This window comes from Micromonospora sp. NBC_01405 (genome assembly GCF_045040155.1).
Taxonomy (GTDB): domain Bacteria; phylum Actinomycetota; class Actinomycetes; order Mycobacteriales; family Micromonosporaceae; genus Micromonospora.
In genome coordinates, this window is sequence record NZ_CP109532.1 from 1,193,449 (window position 1) to 1,209,193 (window position 15,745).

The 15,745-nt window shown below is 73.2% G+C and carries 11 protein-coding genes; 5 read left to right on the top strand and 6 right to left on the bottom strand.

Annotated features, from left to right (window positions below; genetic code table 11):
• Window positions 1–260 precede the first annotated feature (260 nt).
• Window positions 261–1,124 (bottom strand): aminoglycoside phosphotransferase family protein, encoded by an 864-nt coding sequence (locus OG559_RS04470; protein WP_396669809.1) that lies wholly within the window; start codon window positions 1,122–1,124, stop codon window positions 261–263.
• Between the two features lie 7 nt (window positions 1,125–1,131).
• Complete coding sequence (ftsY, locus tag OG559_RS04475) at window positions 1,132–2,322, bottom strand: signal recognition particle-docking protein FtsY (protein ID WP_405112753.1); 1,191 nt, start codon at window positions 2,320–2,322, stop codon at window positions 1,132–1,134.
• Window positions 2,323–2,468: 146 nt separating this feature from the next.
• Between ftsY and OG559_RS04480 the strand changes: the two genes are divergently transcribed.
• The 3 genes from OG559_RS04480 (at window position 2,469) to OG559_RS04490 (ending at window position 6,750) form a co-directional block, all read left to right on the top strand.
• Window positions 2,469–4,184: an alkaline phosphatase D family protein gene (locus tag OG559_RS04480; protein WP_405112755.1), complete on the top strand. Its 1,716-nt coding sequence runs from the start codon at window positions 2,469–2,471 to the stop codon at window positions 4,182–4,184.
• Window positions 4,185–4,414: 230 nt separating this feature from the next.
• On the top strand, window positions 4,415–5,920 hold the full coding sequence (locus tag OG559_RS04485; protein WP_405112757.1) for an N-acetylmuramoyl-L-alanine amidase: 1,506 nt from the start codon (window positions 4,415–4,417) through the stop codon (window positions 5,918–5,920).
• Between the two features lie 308 nt (window positions 5,921–6,228).
• Window positions 6,229–6,750 carry a DinB family protein gene (locus OG559_RS04490; RefSeq protein ID WP_405112759.1) on the top strand — a complete coding sequence of 174 codons (522 nt, stop codon included), beginning with the start codon at window positions 6,229–6,231 and terminating at the stop codon, window positions 6,748–6,750.
• A 25-nt stretch (window positions 6,751–6,775) separates the two neighbouring features.
• Here the strand turns inward: OG559_RS04490 and OG559_RS04495 are convergent, their stop codons facing one another.
• From OG559_RS04495 to OG559_RS04505, 3 genes are all read right to left on the bottom strand, one after another.
• Window positions 6,776–7,396 (bottom strand): HAD family hydrolase, encoded by a 621-nt coding sequence (locus tag OG559_RS04495; RefSeq protein ID WP_405112761.1) that lies wholly within the window; start codon window positions 7,394–7,396, stop codon window positions 6,776–6,778.
• A complete protein-coding gene (gene smc, locus OG559_RS04500) occupies window positions 7,396–11,010 on the bottom strand; it encodes a chromosome segregation protein SMC (RefSeq protein ID WP_405112763.1) in 3,615 nt (1,204 codons plus the stop codon). Before smc ends, OG559_RS04495 begins: the two co-directional genes overlap by 1 nt.
• Window positions 11,011–11,318: 308 nt before the next feature.
• Complete coding sequence (locus OG559_RS04505) at window positions 11,319–11,513, bottom strand: hypothetical protein (RefSeq protein ID WP_396669800.1); 195 nt, start codon at window positions 11,511–11,513, stop codon at window positions 11,319–11,321.
• Window positions 11,514–11,868: 355 nt separating this feature from the next.
• On the opposite strand from OG559_RS04505, the gene OG559_RS04510 reads away from it, so the two are divergent.
• Both OG559_RS04510 and OG559_RS04515 read left to right on the top strand, forming a co-directional pair.
• Complete coding sequence (locus tag OG559_RS04510; RefSeq protein WP_405112765.1) at window positions 11,869–13,170, top strand: CAP domain-containing protein; 1,302 nt, start codon at window positions 11,869–11,871, stop codon at window positions 13,168–13,170.
• Between the two features lie 143 nt (window positions 13,171–13,313).
• Complete coding sequence (locus OG559_RS04515) at window positions 13,314–14,159, top strand: endo alpha-1,4 polygalactosaminidase (RefSeq protein ID WP_405112767.1); 846 nt, start codon at window positions 13,314–13,316, stop codon at window positions 14,157–14,159.
• Window positions 14,160–14,236: 77 nt separating this feature from the next.
• Here the strand turns inward: OG559_RS04515 and OG559_RS04520 are convergent, their stop codons facing one another.
• On the bottom strand, window positions 14,237–15,736 hold the full coding sequence (locus OG559_RS04520; protein ID WP_405112769.1) for an MFS transporter: 1,500 nt from the start codon (window positions 15,734–15,736) through the stop codon (window positions 14,237–14,239).
• Between the last annotated feature and the right edge of the window lie 9 nt (window positions 15,737–15,745).

Genomic DNA, 15,745 nt, shown 5'->3' on the forward strand with positions numbered 1-15,745 from the left:
CTTGGCAGGCCCCCGGGGATGCGCGCCCTGCCGGGTCGACCTTCGACTTTGCCCGTTCGACGCGGTCGAGGCGTCGAAGTACCGCCAGGCCCTGCCTCGTCCTCCCCGCACTTTCACGGAAAGAGTGGCCATCCCCGGCGGAATGACCACTCTTTCCGTGAAAGTGCGGGCGCAGGGCGCGCGGGCGCAGGGCGCGCGGGCGCAGGGCGCGCGGGCGCAGGGCGCGCGGGCGCAGGGCCGCAGGGCGGGTGGGCGTGGGGTTAGCGGAGGGCGTACTCCAGGGCGTGGCGTTCGTAGTCGAGCAGGCGCAGGTCGCGCATGGGACGCCGGAGGTGACCCTTGTGCACGATCCGGACGAACGCCGGCTCCCCCGCGGCGGCCATCCGGCGGATGCCCTCGACGTGGTCGACGACGCGCTTGCGGATGGTCCGGATCAGCCGGTGCCGGTCGCGCGGGATCAGCCCGTACGCGTCGGCGAACAGCCGCAGCCGGCGCGGCCGGTCCGGGCGATTCCAGCCCAGCGTGATCGAGTCCCGGTCGGAGAAGATCGGCACCCAGGTCCACGCCGCGTACGCCACGTCGTAGATCCGCGCGCCCGGCGAGGCGAGGTCGAAGTCGATCAGCCCGAGGGTGCCGTCCGGCCGCCAGATGACGTTGTGCGGGGCGGCGTCGTGGTGGCAGATCACCTCGGTGTCCGGCGGCGGCGGCCCGAACGAGCGCCACACCGCCCCGGGCTGCGGGGCGAAGCCGTACTGGGCGTCGTGGAACATCCGCAGCATGGTGGCGACCGTGACCAGCGCCTCGTCGGTGACCCAGTGCGGGGCCAGGGGGTACTCCCCGCACTCCCCCTCCAGGTACGACAGCACCTCGCGGTTGCGCTCGTCCATCCCGAGCGCCCGGGGAGCGCCGGTGAACCCGACGTACTCCAGGTGGCGCAGCAGGGCGTGCACGGACGGGGTCCACGGGCCGGCGTTGCGCCGGACGGTGTCGCCCACCCGGACCACGGTGCTCACGTTCCCGCCGTGCAGCGGGATCTCCTGCGAAGTCACGTACGGTCTCCCGAGGCCCGGCGCCGGGTGGCGGTCCTCGCGCCATCCGGCGTGGGCGCGATCGTCACTGGTCACTGCGAGGTTACGCGTCCCGGGCGAGCGGCTCGGTGCCGAGCAGCGCGTCGACGAACTGCGCCGGGTCGAACGGGGCCAGGTCGTCCTTGCCCTCGCCGAGGCCGACCAGCTTGACCGGAATGCCGAGCTTGCGCTGCACGGCGATCACGATGCCGCCCTTGGCGGTGCCGTCGAGCTTGGTCAGCACCACACCGGTCACCTTGACCACCTCGGTGAAGACCCGGGCCTGCTCAAGGCCGTTCTGGCCGGTGGTGGCGTCGAGGATGAGCAGGGTCTCGTCGATCGGGCCGTGCTTCTCGACCACCCGCTTGACCTTGCCCAGCTCGTCCATCAGGCCGACCTTGTTCTGGAGCCGGCCGGCGGTGTCGATCAGCACGGTGTCCACGCCGGTGTCGATGCCCCGCTTGACCGCGTCGAAGGCCACGCTGGCCGGGTCGGCGGCCTCCGCGCCGCGGACGGTTTCCGCGCCGACCCGGCCGCCCCAGGTCTCCAGCTGGTCGGCGGCGGCGGCGCGGAAGGTGTCGGCCGCGCCGAGCAGCACGGTACGGCCGTCGGCGACCAGCACCCGGGCGATCTTGCCGCAGGTGGTGGTCTTGCCGGCGCCGTTGACCCCGACCACCAGCAGCACCGCCGGGACGCCGTCCTTCGGGGCGGTCCGCAGCGACCGGTCCAGGCTCGGGTCGAGGGCGTTGACCAGTTCGGCGGCGAGCAGGGCTCGCAGCTCGGTGGCGGACCGGGTGCCGAGCACCCGGGTCCGCTCCCGGAGCCGGTCGACGATGTCCCGGGTGGCGTCGATTCCGACGTCGGCGGTGATCAGGCTGTCCTCGATCTCCTCCCAGGCGTCCTCGTCGAGGTGGTCGCGGGAGAGCAGCCCGAGCAGGCCCTTGCCGAAGGCGTTCTGCGAGCGGGACAGCCGGGAGCGCAGCCGGACCAGCCGGCCGGCGGTCGGCTCGGGCACCTCGACGGTGGGCGCGGGCGCCTCCACCACCGGCGGCGGCTCGACCAGGATCCCGGTGGAGAGGTCGGACTCGGGTGCCTCGACGGGCGGCCCGGCGAGGTCCTCCTCGGCCCGGGTGTCCACCTCCGTCTCCGGCAGCGGCGGTTCGGGGCGCCGGCGCAGCCGTGGCACCACCAGCCCGAGGCCGCCGAGGATCAGCACGCCGAGCAGGGCGAGCGCGATGAGGAGGTATTCCGTCATGCCGAAATCCTGTCAGATGCCGGTGGCGGCGTCCCAGCCACCGCACCCGGCGGGCAACCGAGCTGCGGGTACGCTCGCCCAGCCGTGGCTGGCGCAGCCGCCGACCGGGTAGTAATGATGAGATCGGCTCACCCTGGAGGTCACCCATGCCGGCTCCCCGCCTGCTCATCGGCCCGCTGCTGCGCCGGGTCGTCGGCACGCGGGCCACGGTCTGGGTGGAGACCAGCGCGCCCGCGACGGTCCGGGTCCGCACGGCAGACGGCGCCGAGGGCACCGCGGTCACCTTCTCGGCGTACGACCACCACTACGCGCTCGTCGTGGTGACGGGGCTCACCCCGGACAGCGCGACGGCGTACGAGGTGCTGGTCGACGACGAGGTGGCCTGGCCGGAGCCGCAGAGCGGCTTCCCGCCCAGCGTGATCCGCACCCGGGCCGCCGACGACCTGGACCAACCGGTGCGTCTGGTGTTCGGCTCCTGCCGGGAGACCACCCAGCACTCGACCGCCCGCAAGCTGCCCCCGGACGCGCTCGACGCGTACGCCCGGCGGCTGATGGTCGAGCCGGACCAGGCCGCCGCCCAGCCCGACCTGCTGGTGCTGCTCGGCGACCAGGTCTATGCCGACGTGACCTCCCCCACGGTCCGGCGGCTGCTGAAGCGGCGCCGTCGGCGACCCAAGGGCGCGCCGGGCGACCAGGTGGTCAGCTTCGACGAGTACACGAAGCTCTACCTGGAGTCGTGGCGGGACCCGGAGATCCGCTGGCTGTTCTCCACGGTCCCGAGCGTGATGATCTTCGACGACCACGAGATCATCGACGACTGGAACACCTCGGCCGAGTGGCGGGCCGACATGCGCGACCAGCCCTGGTGGGCGGAGCGGATCAGCAGCGGCCTCGCCTCGTACTGGGTCTACCAGCACCTGGGCAACCTCTCCCCCGACGAGATCGCCGCCGACCCGGTCTTCGCCAAGGTCAGCGAGGCGGGGGACGCCACCGGCGTGCTGCGCGAGTTCGGGCAGCGGGTCGACACCGAGGCCGACCTCGCCCACGACACCGAGCGGTGGCGGGCCGTGCAGTACCAGTGGAGCTACGCGCTGGACCTGGGCCGGACCCGGCTGGTCATGCTGGACAACCGGTGCAGCCGGGTGCTGGAGTCCGACCAGCGGGCGATGCTGCCCCCGGGCGAGTGGTCGTGGTTCCTCGACCGGGCCCACGGCGTCTACGACCACCTCGTGGTCGGCGCGTCCCTGCCCTGGCTGCTGCCGCCGGGCATCCACCACGTGGAGGCGTGGAACGAGAAGCTCGCCGACTCCCGACAGCACCGGGTCGCCCGGCTGTCGGAGAAGCTGCGCCGGGCGCTGGACCTGGAGCACTGGGCCGCGTTCCGCCGCTCGTTCGACGCGCTCGGCGCCCTCTTCGCCCGCATCGGCAGCGGCACCCCCGGCGAGCCCGGCGAACGGGTCGGGGCCGGACCGGCGTACGCGCCACCGGCATCGATCAGCGTGCTCTCCGGTGACGTGCACCACTCGTACGTGGCTCGGGCGCGGTTCGACGACCCGGACGTGGTCACCCCGGTGCACCAGCTCACCTGCTCGCCCATCCACAACCAGGTGCCCGCCGGGTTGCGCCCGCTGATGAAGCTGGGCTGGTCGTCCGGACCGGCCGGGGCCACCCGGGCCCTCGCCCGCACCGCCGGGGTCCGCCGCCCGCCGTTGCGGTGGAAGCGGCTGGCCGGGCCGTACTTCGGCAACGCGGTCGCCACGCTGGTCCACGCCGGGCGGACGGCCGAGGTGACCGTCGAGGGCACCACCAGCGCGGGCCACCTGCGTGAGGTGATGCGGCAGCGCCTCACGTCCGGCGGCTGACCTCCGCCGTACCGCCCGGGGTTTCGGCAGTTGGCGCGGTGAGGCATCGAATCGCGACTTTGCCCTGTTCCACTCCGCGGCGTGGCCGACCTGCCCATACCCGCGACGAGTGCGTGACTGATGCCAAAACGAGACATTCAACAGCGATGATCTTCCCGTGTTCGGTCAGAACACTCTCCGCCCTTGCTGTGTGAGGGCATGGTCACCCCTTGGGTGGAAGGAAGAATCGCATGGGGATTCCCTGGCTCGCCGATGTCCTGCGAGCGGCCGGCGTCGCGGTTGTCGAGGAAGGAGACTGGCGCTCGCGGGGTGTCAGCGGCTCGTTCGCCCCGATCGGGGTGCTGTGGCATCACACCGCCGCCACGTCCAGCCCGAGCAGACCGGCACCGGCACTGGGCGTCTGCATCAACGGCCGGTCCGACCTGCCCGGTCCACTGTGTCATGCGCTGGTCGACTACAACGGCGTGTTCCACCTGATCTCCGCCAACCGCGCCAACCACGCCGGCAACAGCCGGGGCAGCGGACCCATCCCCGCGGGCAGCGGCAACACGATGCTGATCGGGTGGGAGATCGACTACAACGGCGTCAACCAGTCGATGACCCAGGCCCAGTACAACGCGTCCGTCGCCGCCACCGCCGCGGTGCTCCGCACGCTGGGCCGCGACGCCAGCTACGCCCGGGGCCACCGCGAGACCAGCACCACCGGAAAGATCGACCCCTCCTTCATCGACCTCGACGCGATGCGACGCGACGTCGCAGCCGCCATGAGCGGCGGCCCGGGCCCCGACCCGAGCGTCGGCCCGATGTACCACCAGGCGCGGTACCCGGACAGGTCGTGGACGGGGTTCCAGCCGTTGGCCGGCTACGGGACGACAGCCCCCGGCGAGGCACGCGACATGGCGATCACCGGAATGGCGGACGGCTCCGCCCAGTTGCTCATCGTCGGGGCCGACAGAAGCATCTTCCACGAGATCCGCAACCCCAACGGCACCTGGACCGGGTTCGCACCACTCGCCGGCCACGGCACCTCAGCCCCCGCAGCCGGCAGCCGCGTCAGCATCGCCGGCATGCCCGACGGCTCCGCCCAGGTCCTCATCGTCGGCGCGAACAACGACATCTACCACCAGATCCGCAACCCCAACGGCACCTGGACCGGATTCCGACCCATCAGCGGCCACGGCACGACAGCCCCCGCAGCCGGCAAAGACGTCGCCATCACCGCGATGCCCGACGGCTCCGCCCAGATGCTCATGGTCGGCGCGAACAACGACATCTACCACCAGATCCGCAACCCCAACGGCACCTGGACCGGCCTCCAACCACTCACCGGCATGGGCACCCCCACCACGGCCGCCGGCAGCAACGTCAGCATCGCCGGCATGCCCGACGGCTCCGCCCAGGTCCTCATCGTCGGCGCCAACAACATCGTCCACCACCAGATCCGCAACCCCAACGGCACCTGGACCGGATTCCAACCCATCAGCGGCTACGGCACGACAGCCCCCGCAGCCGGCAAAGACGTCGCCATCACCGCGATGCCCGACGGCTCCGCCCAGATACTCATCGTCGGCGCCGACAACGGCATCTACCACAAGATCCGCCACCCCAACGGCACCTGGGACGCACTCCAACCGCTCCCCGGCAGGGGCACCCCCACCACGGCCGCCGGAAATCGCGTCAGCATCGCCGGAATGCCCGAAGGCTCCGCCCAGGTGACCATCGTCGGCAGGCGTTGACGAAGCACCTCGGGAATCCTCCGAACGGCCCGCCGGGTGAAGGTGGGAAAGCGCCTCCCCCGTCGGCGAACCCGCGATCGAGATGTCGCGGGCCCGCTGTGGGGGAGGCACGGCCGATGAGCCGCCCGCCGCCCGGGGGCTGACACCGGCACCCGGACCACGATCGGAACATTCCGCGTACGGCGGGGGCTGGCGCGCTGGCCGACCCCCGCCGTACGCGGGCTCATCGTTGGCCGGCTGGTCGGTCGCCGCGCCGCCCTGACAAACCCGATCGTGAAATGTCGGGGTTCCCGGGGAGGATGGCCAACATGACCTGGCGAGCACCGGAGATCACCCGGACCCCCGAGCCCTACGTCGGCGACGAGCGCACCATGTTGGAGGGCTGGCTGGACTACCATCGGCAGACCCTGCTGCTCAAGTGCGCCGGGCTGACCGCCGAGCAGCTACGGACGCCGAGCGTCGAGCCCTCGGGGCTCACCCTGCTCGGCCTGGTCCGGCATCTGGCCGAGGTGGAGGCCTCGTGGTTCCGGGAGGACTTCGCCGGCGAGCGGATCGACCACCCCTACTGCACGCCGGAGAACCCGGACGCCGACCTCGACGTCGGCGCCGCCGACGCCGAGGCCGACTTCGCCACCTTCCACCGGGAGGTCGCGCTGGCCCGCGCCGCCACCGCCGGCCGGTCGCTCGACGAGACCTTCACCGAGGTCGGCCCTAAGCGCCGGACGTTCAACCTGCGCTGGGTCTACGTGCACCTGATCGAGGAGTACGCCCGGCACAACGGCCACGCCGACCTGATCCGCGAGCGCATCGACGGCCGCACCGGCGAGTGACCGGCCCGGCCGCCGCCTCGCGTCTTCAGTAGGCCAGCGCAGCCCGCAGGTAGCGCAGGTCAGCCGGGCCGCTCCAGCGCAGCGCCGACAGCCCGGCAACGCGGGCGCCCCGGATCGCCCGGTCCTCGTCGTCGACGAAGAGCACCCGGGCCGGCGGGGTCTCCAGCGCCTCGCAGGCGGCCTGGAAGTACTCCTTCGCCGGCTTGTGCACCCCGATCTTCGAGGAGTTGACCACCACGTCGAGCTCACCGACCAGGCCGAGCGCGACGAGGTCGGCGTCGAGCAGGTCGGTGGCGTTCGTGCCGAGCCCGACCCGGATACCGCCGGCCCGCGCCTCGCGGACGAAGTCGAGCACCTCCGGGTCCACCTCGCCGCGGTAGCGCTGCCACTGCTCGACGGCGGCCCGGGCCCGCTCGGGGTCGCCCACGGAGTCGGTCAGCGCGTCGGAGACGCTGGTCATCCAGTCGGCGTGGCTGACCCTGCCGGTCAGCACCGGCTGGAGCCGCCCCCAATGCATGGCGATCTCGGTGAGCACGCCCTCGGACAGGCCGTACTCCCGCTCCACCCCGGCGGCCACCGCCGGGTCCCACCGCCGCAGGACGCCGTCGAAATCCACCAGGAGCGCCGTCGCCCGTTCCCGACCCACTACTCGTTCTCCTCGCCGCGGCCACGCCGCTCGTCGTCCCCGTCGGCCCGGTTGAGCCGTTGGCTGATCACCTGGGTCACCCCGTTGCGCATGGTCACGCCGTACAGGGCGTCGGCGATCTCCATCGTCCGCTTCTGGTGCGTGATGACGATCAGCTGACTCTTCTCCCGCAACTGTGTCAGCAACGTGATCAACCGGCCCAGGTTGACGTCGTCGAGGGCCGCCTCCACCTCGTCCATGATGTAGAACGGGCTGGGCCGGGCCCGGAAGATCGCCACCAGCATGGCCACCGCGGTCAGCGACCGCTCGCCGCCGGAGAGCAGGGAGAGCCGCTTGATCCTCTTACCCGGCGGGCGGGCCTCCACCTCCACGCCGGTGACGAGCAGGTCGTCGGGTTCGGTGAGGATCAGCCGACCCTCGCCGCCGGGGAAGAGCACCGTGAAGACCTGCTCGAACTCCCGGGCGGTGTCGGCGAACGCGCTGGCGAAGACCTCCAGGATCCGCTCGTCGACGTCCTTGACCACGGTGAGCAGGTCCCGGCGGGTGGCCTTGAGGTCCTCCAGTTGCTCGGTGAGGAACTTGAAGCGCTCCTCCAGCGCGGCGAACTCCTCCAGCGCGAGCGGGTTCACCTTGCCCAGCAGGGCCAGCTCCCGCTCCGCCTTGGCGGCCCGCTTCTCCTGCACCGGGCGCTCGTAGGCGACCGGGTCGGGCACCGGCAGCCCGTCCCGCTCGGCCGCCGCCACGTCCGCCTGCGTCGGCGGTACGGGCTGGTGCGGGCCGTACTCGGCGACCAGGGTCTCCACGTCCAGGCCGAAGTCCTCGGCGGCCTTCGCCTCCAACTGCTCGATGCGCAGCCGCTGCTCGGCGCGGGCCACCTCGTCCCGGTGCACCTGGCTGGTCAGCCGCTCCAGCTCCGCGCCGAGGCGCTTGGCCGCGCCGCGTACCTCGGACAGCTCGGCCTCCCGGGTGGCGCGCTCGCGGGCCACGGCATCCCGGTGCTCCTCGGCCCGCGCGATCGTCGTGGCCAACCGGGCCAGCGCCTCGCGGGCGCCGCCGGCCACGGCGCGGGCGATGTCCGCGCCCCGGGCCCGGGCGGCCCGACGGGCCGCCGCGCGCTCCCGCGCGGCCCGCTCGGCGGTGGCCTGCCGGCGCAGCGAATCGGCCCGGCCGGCGATCGAGGAGACCCGCTCCTCGGCGGTACGCACCGCGAGCCGGACCTCCATCTCGTTCTGCCGGGCCCGCGGCACCATCGCGGCGAGCTGGTCGCGCTCCTCGGTGGACGGCTCGGCGTCGAGCGGGGTGGCCTCGGCCAGCCGGAGCCGTTCCGCCAGCTCGGCCAGCGCGGTCAGGTCGCGTTCCCGGGCTGCCTCGGCACGGGACCGGGAGTCGCCGAGCCGGTCGGTCTCCGCCTTCGCCGACCGGGCGGCGGCGCCCAGTTCGGCGAGCCGCCGGGCGGCGGCGTTGCGGTGGCTCTCGGCCTCCCGCTTCGCGGCGGCGGCATGCTGCACCACCTCCTTCGCGGCGGCCACCTCGGCGCGCGCCTCGCCGAGCTGGTCGCGCAGCTCGGCGGCAGCCCGCTCGGCGGCCATCCGGTTGGTCCGGGCCTCCTCCACGGCGGCCTGCACCTCGATGAAGCTGGGTGCCTTGGCCGACCCGCCGGCCGCCGCGTACGCCCCGACCACGTCGCCGTCCCCGGTGACCGCGCGCAGCTCCGGGTTCCCGGCGACCAGCTCGGACGCGGCGGCAAGGTCGTCGACCAGCACCACGTCGCGCAGCGCCCGGTGCACGGCCGGACGCAGCTCGGCCGAGCACTCGACCAGGTCGGGGGCCCAGCGGGCGTGCTCGGGCAGCTGCGGGCGCAGCGCGTCGGCCGGCCCGGTCATGCCCGGCCCGGCGGGGCTGCCGACCAGCAGGCCGGCCCGGCCGGCGTCGGCGATCTTCAGCAGCCGCATCGCCTCGACCGCCTCGTCGACGCCGCTGACGGCGACCGCGTCGGCGAGCCCGCCGAGTGCCGCGGCGAGCGCCGCGGAGTGGCCGGGGGCGATGGTGAGCAGCCCGGCCAGACTGCCGAGCAGGCCGGGCACCTCGTCGGCGCGGGCGAGCAGCGCGCCTGCGCCGTCCTTGCGGCGCAGCCCGGTGGCGAGCGCCTCCTCGCGGGCCTTGTGCGTCGCGGCGTCCTTCTCGACGGCCCGCTCGGCGTCGGCGAGGGACCGAACCGCTGCCTGCGCCTTCTCCTGCACCGCGACCGCCTCGGCGTGCCGGGCGTCGAGGTCGGCGTTGTCCCGGTCGGCCTCGGTGGACTGTTCGGCCACCGCGTCGAGGTCGGCCTGCGCCTGCTCGGCGCGGGCCAGGGCGTCGGCGTGTGCGGCGGCGAGCCGGTCGATCTCCTCACCGGCGCTGGTGGTGCGGGCCCGCGCCGAGTTCACCTGGCCGGTGAGCCGGGCCAGCCCCTCGCGCCGGTCGGCGATGGCTTTGGCCGCCGCGACCAGTTCCCGCTCGGCGGCGGCGAGCTGCCGTTCCAGCTCCTGCCGGTGCTCGACGGCCTCGGCGAGCCGGATCTGGTCGTCTGTGAGCGCCGCCCGCAGCTCCTCCTCCTGCTCGTGGACCCGCTCGGCCTCGGCCTCCAGCTGGTCGGGGTCGCGGCCGGGGCGCTCGTCGTCGCCGGTGGCGCTGAGGTGACGCAGCCGCTCCCGGGCGAGCTGCTCGATGGAGCGGAACCGCTCGGACAGCGCGGAGAGCTTGTACCAGGTGTCCTGGGCGGCAGCCAGCAGCGGGGCGTCCTCCGCCAGTGCCGCCTCCAGCTCACCGAGCCGGCCCTGCACCTCGACGTGCTCCGCCTCGATCTGCTCGCGCCGCTCGCGCAGGGCGCTCTCGTCGGCGATCTCCTTGTCCAGGGTGGCGCGCAGGGTGGCCAGGTCGTCGGCGAGCAGCCGCAGCCGGGCGTCGCGCAGGTTGGCCTGGATCGCGGCGGCCCGCCGGGCCATCTCGGCCTGCCGGCCCAGCGGCTTGAGCTGGCGGCGCAGCTCGGCGGTGAGGTCGGTGAGCCGGTTGAGGTTGGTCTGCATCGCGTCCAGCTTCCGCAGCGCCTTCTCCTTGCGCTTGCGGTGCTTGAGGACGCCGGCCGCCTCCTCGATGAACGCCCGCCGGTCCTCCGGCTTGGCGTGCAGCATCCCGTCGAGCCGGCCCTGCCCGACGATGATGTGCATCTCCCGGCCGATGCCGGAGTCCGACAGCAGCTCCTGGATGTCGAGCAGGCGGCAGGAGTCGCCGTTGATCTCGTACTCGCTCTCGCCGGAGCGGAACATCCGGCGGGTGATGGAGACCTCGGTGTACTCGATCGGCAGCGCGCCGTCGGTGTTGTCGATGGTGAGGGTGACCTCGGCCCGGCCCAGCGGCGACCGCCCGGCGGTGCCGGCGAAGATGACGTCCTCCATCTTGCCGCCGCGCAGCGCCTTGGCGCCCTGCTCGCCGAGCACCCAGGCGATGGCGTCGACGACGTTGGACTTGCCGGAGCCGTTCGGGCCCACCACGCAGGTGATCCCGGGCTCCAGCTTCAGCGTCGTCGCGGAGGCGAAGGACTTGAACCCCTTCACCGTCAGGCTCTTGAGATACACCTTCTCGATCCTCGTCCGGTGGTCGCCGACCGTCGTGGGCTGCGCGGACCTGGTGACCCGCAGACTAACCCGGCGGCGCCGGGGGTCGCGCACGCGACCCGCCCCGGGCGTCCGTTCTCCACCGGCGCGTCGCGACCGGCGCCGGGCGTCCACGGTACGGATCGGACGGATCGCCGGACCGAAGCTTGATCAATTATTCAAGATCAGGAAATGGTGCCGGGGAATGGACCGGACATGGCGGCGCGCCGGCACATAAGTGTCGGCGCGCGATTTTGCGTGGTGCGATTCAGTTGCCCGACAACCGAAGATCAGGTCAGCGCCGGCTCGGCCAGACGGAGCAGATCGTCCGCCTCCGCCACAGCCGCCGCGAGCCGATCATTCTCGGCACGCAGGCGCGTGATCTCGAACTCAAGTGCCTGAACCCTGGACCGCAGTCGGGTGACCTCGTCGAGCAGACGCCGATCGGGCGCTGCACCTACGTGGCCATAGAGGGCCTTCGCCATACTGACTCCTTGATATGCGCTGCCAGAAAGACCGGCCAACGCGCGCCCACTCGTTCGCGGCTGTCATTCCCAGCGATTCTGGGCATGACCGGGCGCGACTGGCGACACCTACATATTGAGCCGACAACCGCCATTCGTCAAGTTCCCGCAGGCCGTAGATCATCTCCACGTCTGCCGGTCCACTTGTCGGGGGCTGCCACCAGGCACGGACACGCTCTGTCCGGACGTGTTAACTGTACGCCTCGGATCACCGGAAGCGGCCATCCATGCGAGCCGGATTCGCTTAACTCTTCCTTAGCCACGTTGCCGCAGCTCGCGCCGCACCCGTAGGTTCAGCCCGGTCCGCAACCGACCCGTGGAGGCGACAGGCGTGTATGGCTCGAACGACCCGAACGACCCGGAGGGCGCCCGCCGGCGTGAGGAATCCCCGGCCGGCAGGCCCGCCTGGCTGACCGACCGGCCCGAGCCGCGGTCGGCGTACCTGTTCGGGGACGAGCCGGACCAGCCGGGTGACCGGTGGGCCGCCGATCCGCACCGGGCGGGGCCCGACGACCGGCCGTGGGCGCGGCAGCCCACCACACGGTGGGAGCGACCGGGCGGCGAGCCCCGGCGGGAGGAGCCCACCGGTCGGTGGCAGCCCGCGGGCGAGCCACGACGGCCGGACGGCGAGCCGTGGCAGCCCGACGCCGAGCCGTGGCACAGCCAGCCGACCGAACCGTGGCACGACCAGCCGACCGGGCAGCGGCACGACCAGCCGACCGTACCGTGGCACGACCGGCCCGCCGGCGGGCCGGGGGACGCGGAGCGCACCCGGGTCGTGCCGGTCGTCGGGCCCGCCGCGTCGGCGGCCGGCGGGTCGCAGGCGGGCCTCACGGCGCACCGGGGAGGCCGGGCCGGGGACCTTCCGGCCGACGGCGAGGGGCGGCACCGGCCGGCCCGCCGGTTCCCGCGCCCGCTGCTGATCGGCGGGGCCGCTGCGGCGGCCACCCTGGTCGTCAGCCTCGGCGTCGGTGCCCTGGCCCTGCCGGGCGGGGACGACCCGCGGACCGACCCGGCCGCTGCCGACGGCCCGGTCGCCGCCGCGCCGGCCGACCCCGATGCGACGTCCGCGCCGGCCGTCTCGCCGAGCGCCTCACCCACCACCGCCCGCCCGTCGGCCACGCCGAGTCGGACCGCCAAGCCGACGCCGGAGCCCAGCCGGTCCACCGCCGCGTCGCGGAGCAACCAGCGCAGCACCCCGGCGACGACGTCCCGCAGCGTCGGCGGTACGGGCGTCAGCAGCCAGGCGCGGCAGGTCGTCGACCTGGTCAACGCCGAACGGGCCAAGGCCGGCTGCGGCGCGGTGAAGATCAACAGCAAGCTGACGGCCGCCGCCCAGGCGCACAGCCAGGACCAGGCCGACCACCGGAAGATGTCGCACGACGGCAGCGACGGCAGTAAAGTCGACAAGCGGCTCGACCGGGTCGGGTACGCGTGGCGCGCGTACGGCGAGAACGTCGCCTGGAACCAGCAGACCCCGGCCGCGGTGATGAAAGCCTGGATGAACAGCTCCGGGCACCGGGCCAACATCCTGAACTGCTCGTTCACCGAGATCGGCGTCGGCGTGGCCACCAGCAACGGGCCGTACTGGACGCAGGACTTCGGCACCCCGCGCTGAGGCAACGAGCGTGACCCCTGCGACCCGGTCGAGTCGTCGCAGGGGTCACGCTCGTTGCACCGGGTGAGGCCCGCCGAGGCGGTACGTGGGGGCGGCGGGCCCGACCGGGCGGCCGGGGGCCGCCAGCTACCCGGGAGCTGCCGATGCGGATCCGGCTGCGCTCGCCCGGCGTGGGGCGTGGGCCACGCCGGCTGCTGCGGTCCCTCGTCGCGGTGACGCTGCTCACGGCAGCGTACGGCTGCCGGGCGGACCTGCTCCCGCCGGGCGCGCCCACCCCGTGGCCGGCCGACTCGGCCCGGCACTGGCGCTGGCAGTGGCAGCTCACCGGGCCGCTCGACACCACCGTCGACGCGGACGTCTTCCTCCTCGACCCGGTGCGTACCACCGCCACCGAGACCGCGGCGCTGCGCGCCCGGGACCGCCGGCTGGTCTGTCAGGTCGCCGTCGGCTCGTACGCCGGGACGGACCCGGACGCCGACCGGTACCCGGCGGCGGCGCGCGGCGGGGCGGGCCTGCGGCCGGACACCCGCTGGGTGGACGTCCGGCGGTGGGACGTGCTGGAACCGATCCTCGCCGACCGGTTCCGGCTCTGCCGGGGCAAGGGCTTCGGCGCGGTGGCGCTGGCCGACGCCGACGGGTACGCCCGCCGGCCCGGCCTCCCCCTGGACTTCGACGACCAGTTGCTGTTCAACCGGCGGGTCGCCGCGCTGGCCCGTACGCTGAGCCTCTCCCCCGGCCTGCTGGGCGACGTGCCACAGGTGGCCGCGCTGGCGCCGGACTTCGACTTCGCGGTCGACGAGGAGTGCGTCCGGCTGCGCCGGTGCGCCAAGCTGTTGCCGTTCGCCGACGCCGGGAAGCCGGTGTTCCACGTCGAGTACACCGGCGACCCCGACGAGTTCTGCGTGGCCACGGTCGGGTACGGCTTCGCCTCGATGCGCAAGGACCGCCGGCTCGACGCGTGGCGGGCACCGTGCCCGGCCGCCCCCTGACCCCCGGGCACAGCAACGCCGCCCCCGGGCGGCGGGAGCGGCGTCACGGCGGGAGCGGCGTCGCGGCGGGTGGCGCGTCAGCCGGTGGCGGCCGGGGTCGCGGCGTCGTCCGCCCCGCGCTGCCGGGGCACGCCGGACTCCTCGGCGCTCAACGGCGTTGCCAACTCCTCCAGCGACTTCCCCTCGGCCCGGACGCCGAGGACCAACTCGACGATGCCGCCGACGATCATCACGGAGGCGCCGATCACGAAGGCGAGCACGGTGTCGCCGACCTGGCCGCTGCCGACCAGCTTCGAGAACAGCAGCGGGCCGGTGATGCCGCCGGCGGCGGTGCCGATCGCGTAGAAGAACGCGATCGCCATGGCCCGGGTCTCCATCGGGAAGATCTCGCTGACCGTCAGGTACGCCGCGCTGGCCCCCGCGGAGGCGAAGAAGAGCACCGCACACCAGCAGGCGGTCATCGTCGTCGCGCTGAGCACCCCGTCGTGGAACAGCCACGCGGTGCCGAGCAGCAGCAGGCCGGAGATGATGTACGACCCGGCGATCATCGGCACCCGGCCGACCGTGTCGAAGAGCCGGCCCAGCAGCAGCGGGCCGAGCAGGTTGCCGACCGCGATCACCGCGAAGTAGTAGCCGCTGTTGCCCGGCGGCACCTCGAAGAAGGTCTCCAGGATCTGGGCGAAGCCGAAGGTGATGGCGTTGTAGAGGAACGCCTGCCCGACGAAGAGCGAGAAGCCGAGGACGGCGCGCTTCGGGTACCGGGCGAAGAGGGTCTTCGCGATGGTCAGGAAGCCGGTGCTGCGGCGCTGGCGGATCTCGAGGTAGCTGTCGGCGGCGTCGAGTTTCCGGCCGGTCTCCCGCTCCACCTCCCGCTCGACGGAGTCGACCAGCCGCTCGGCCTCCTCGCCCCGGCCGTGGATGAACAACCATCGTGGGCTCTCGGGCACGTGCCGGCGGACCAGCAGGACCACCACACCCAGCACCGCGCCGAGGCCGAACGCCACCCGCCAGCCGACGCCGGTGGGCAGGCCGTTGAGCAGCGGCACGGTCAGCAGCGCGCCCAGCGCGGCGCCCAGCCAGAAGGTGCCGTTGATGATGATGTCGATCCGGCCCCGGTGCCGGGCCGGGATCAGCTCGTCGATCGCGGAGTTGATCGCCGCGTACTCGCCGCCGATGCCCATGCCGGTCAGGAACCGGAACAGGAAGAACCACCAGGTGTCGAAGGAGAGCGCGGTCATCGCGGTGGCGACCAGGTAGACGCCCAGCGTCAGCAGGAACAGCTTCTTCCGGCCGAACCGGTCGGTGAGCCAGCCGAAGAAGAGCGCGCCGGTGCAGGCGCCGGCCACGTAGAGCGCGGCGGCCAGGCCGGTGACCTGGCTCTGGGTGATGTTCAGGCCGCTGCCCGGCTCGGCCAGCTTGCCGGAGAGGTTGCCGACGATGGTGACCTCTAGGCCGTCGAGGATCCACACCGTGCCGAGGCCGATGACGATCATCCAGTGCCAGCGGGACCACGGGAGCCGGTCGAGCCTGGCCGGCACGTTGGTCCGTACCGTGCCGGCCCGCACGTCGGCGCTCATGGCCGGCTC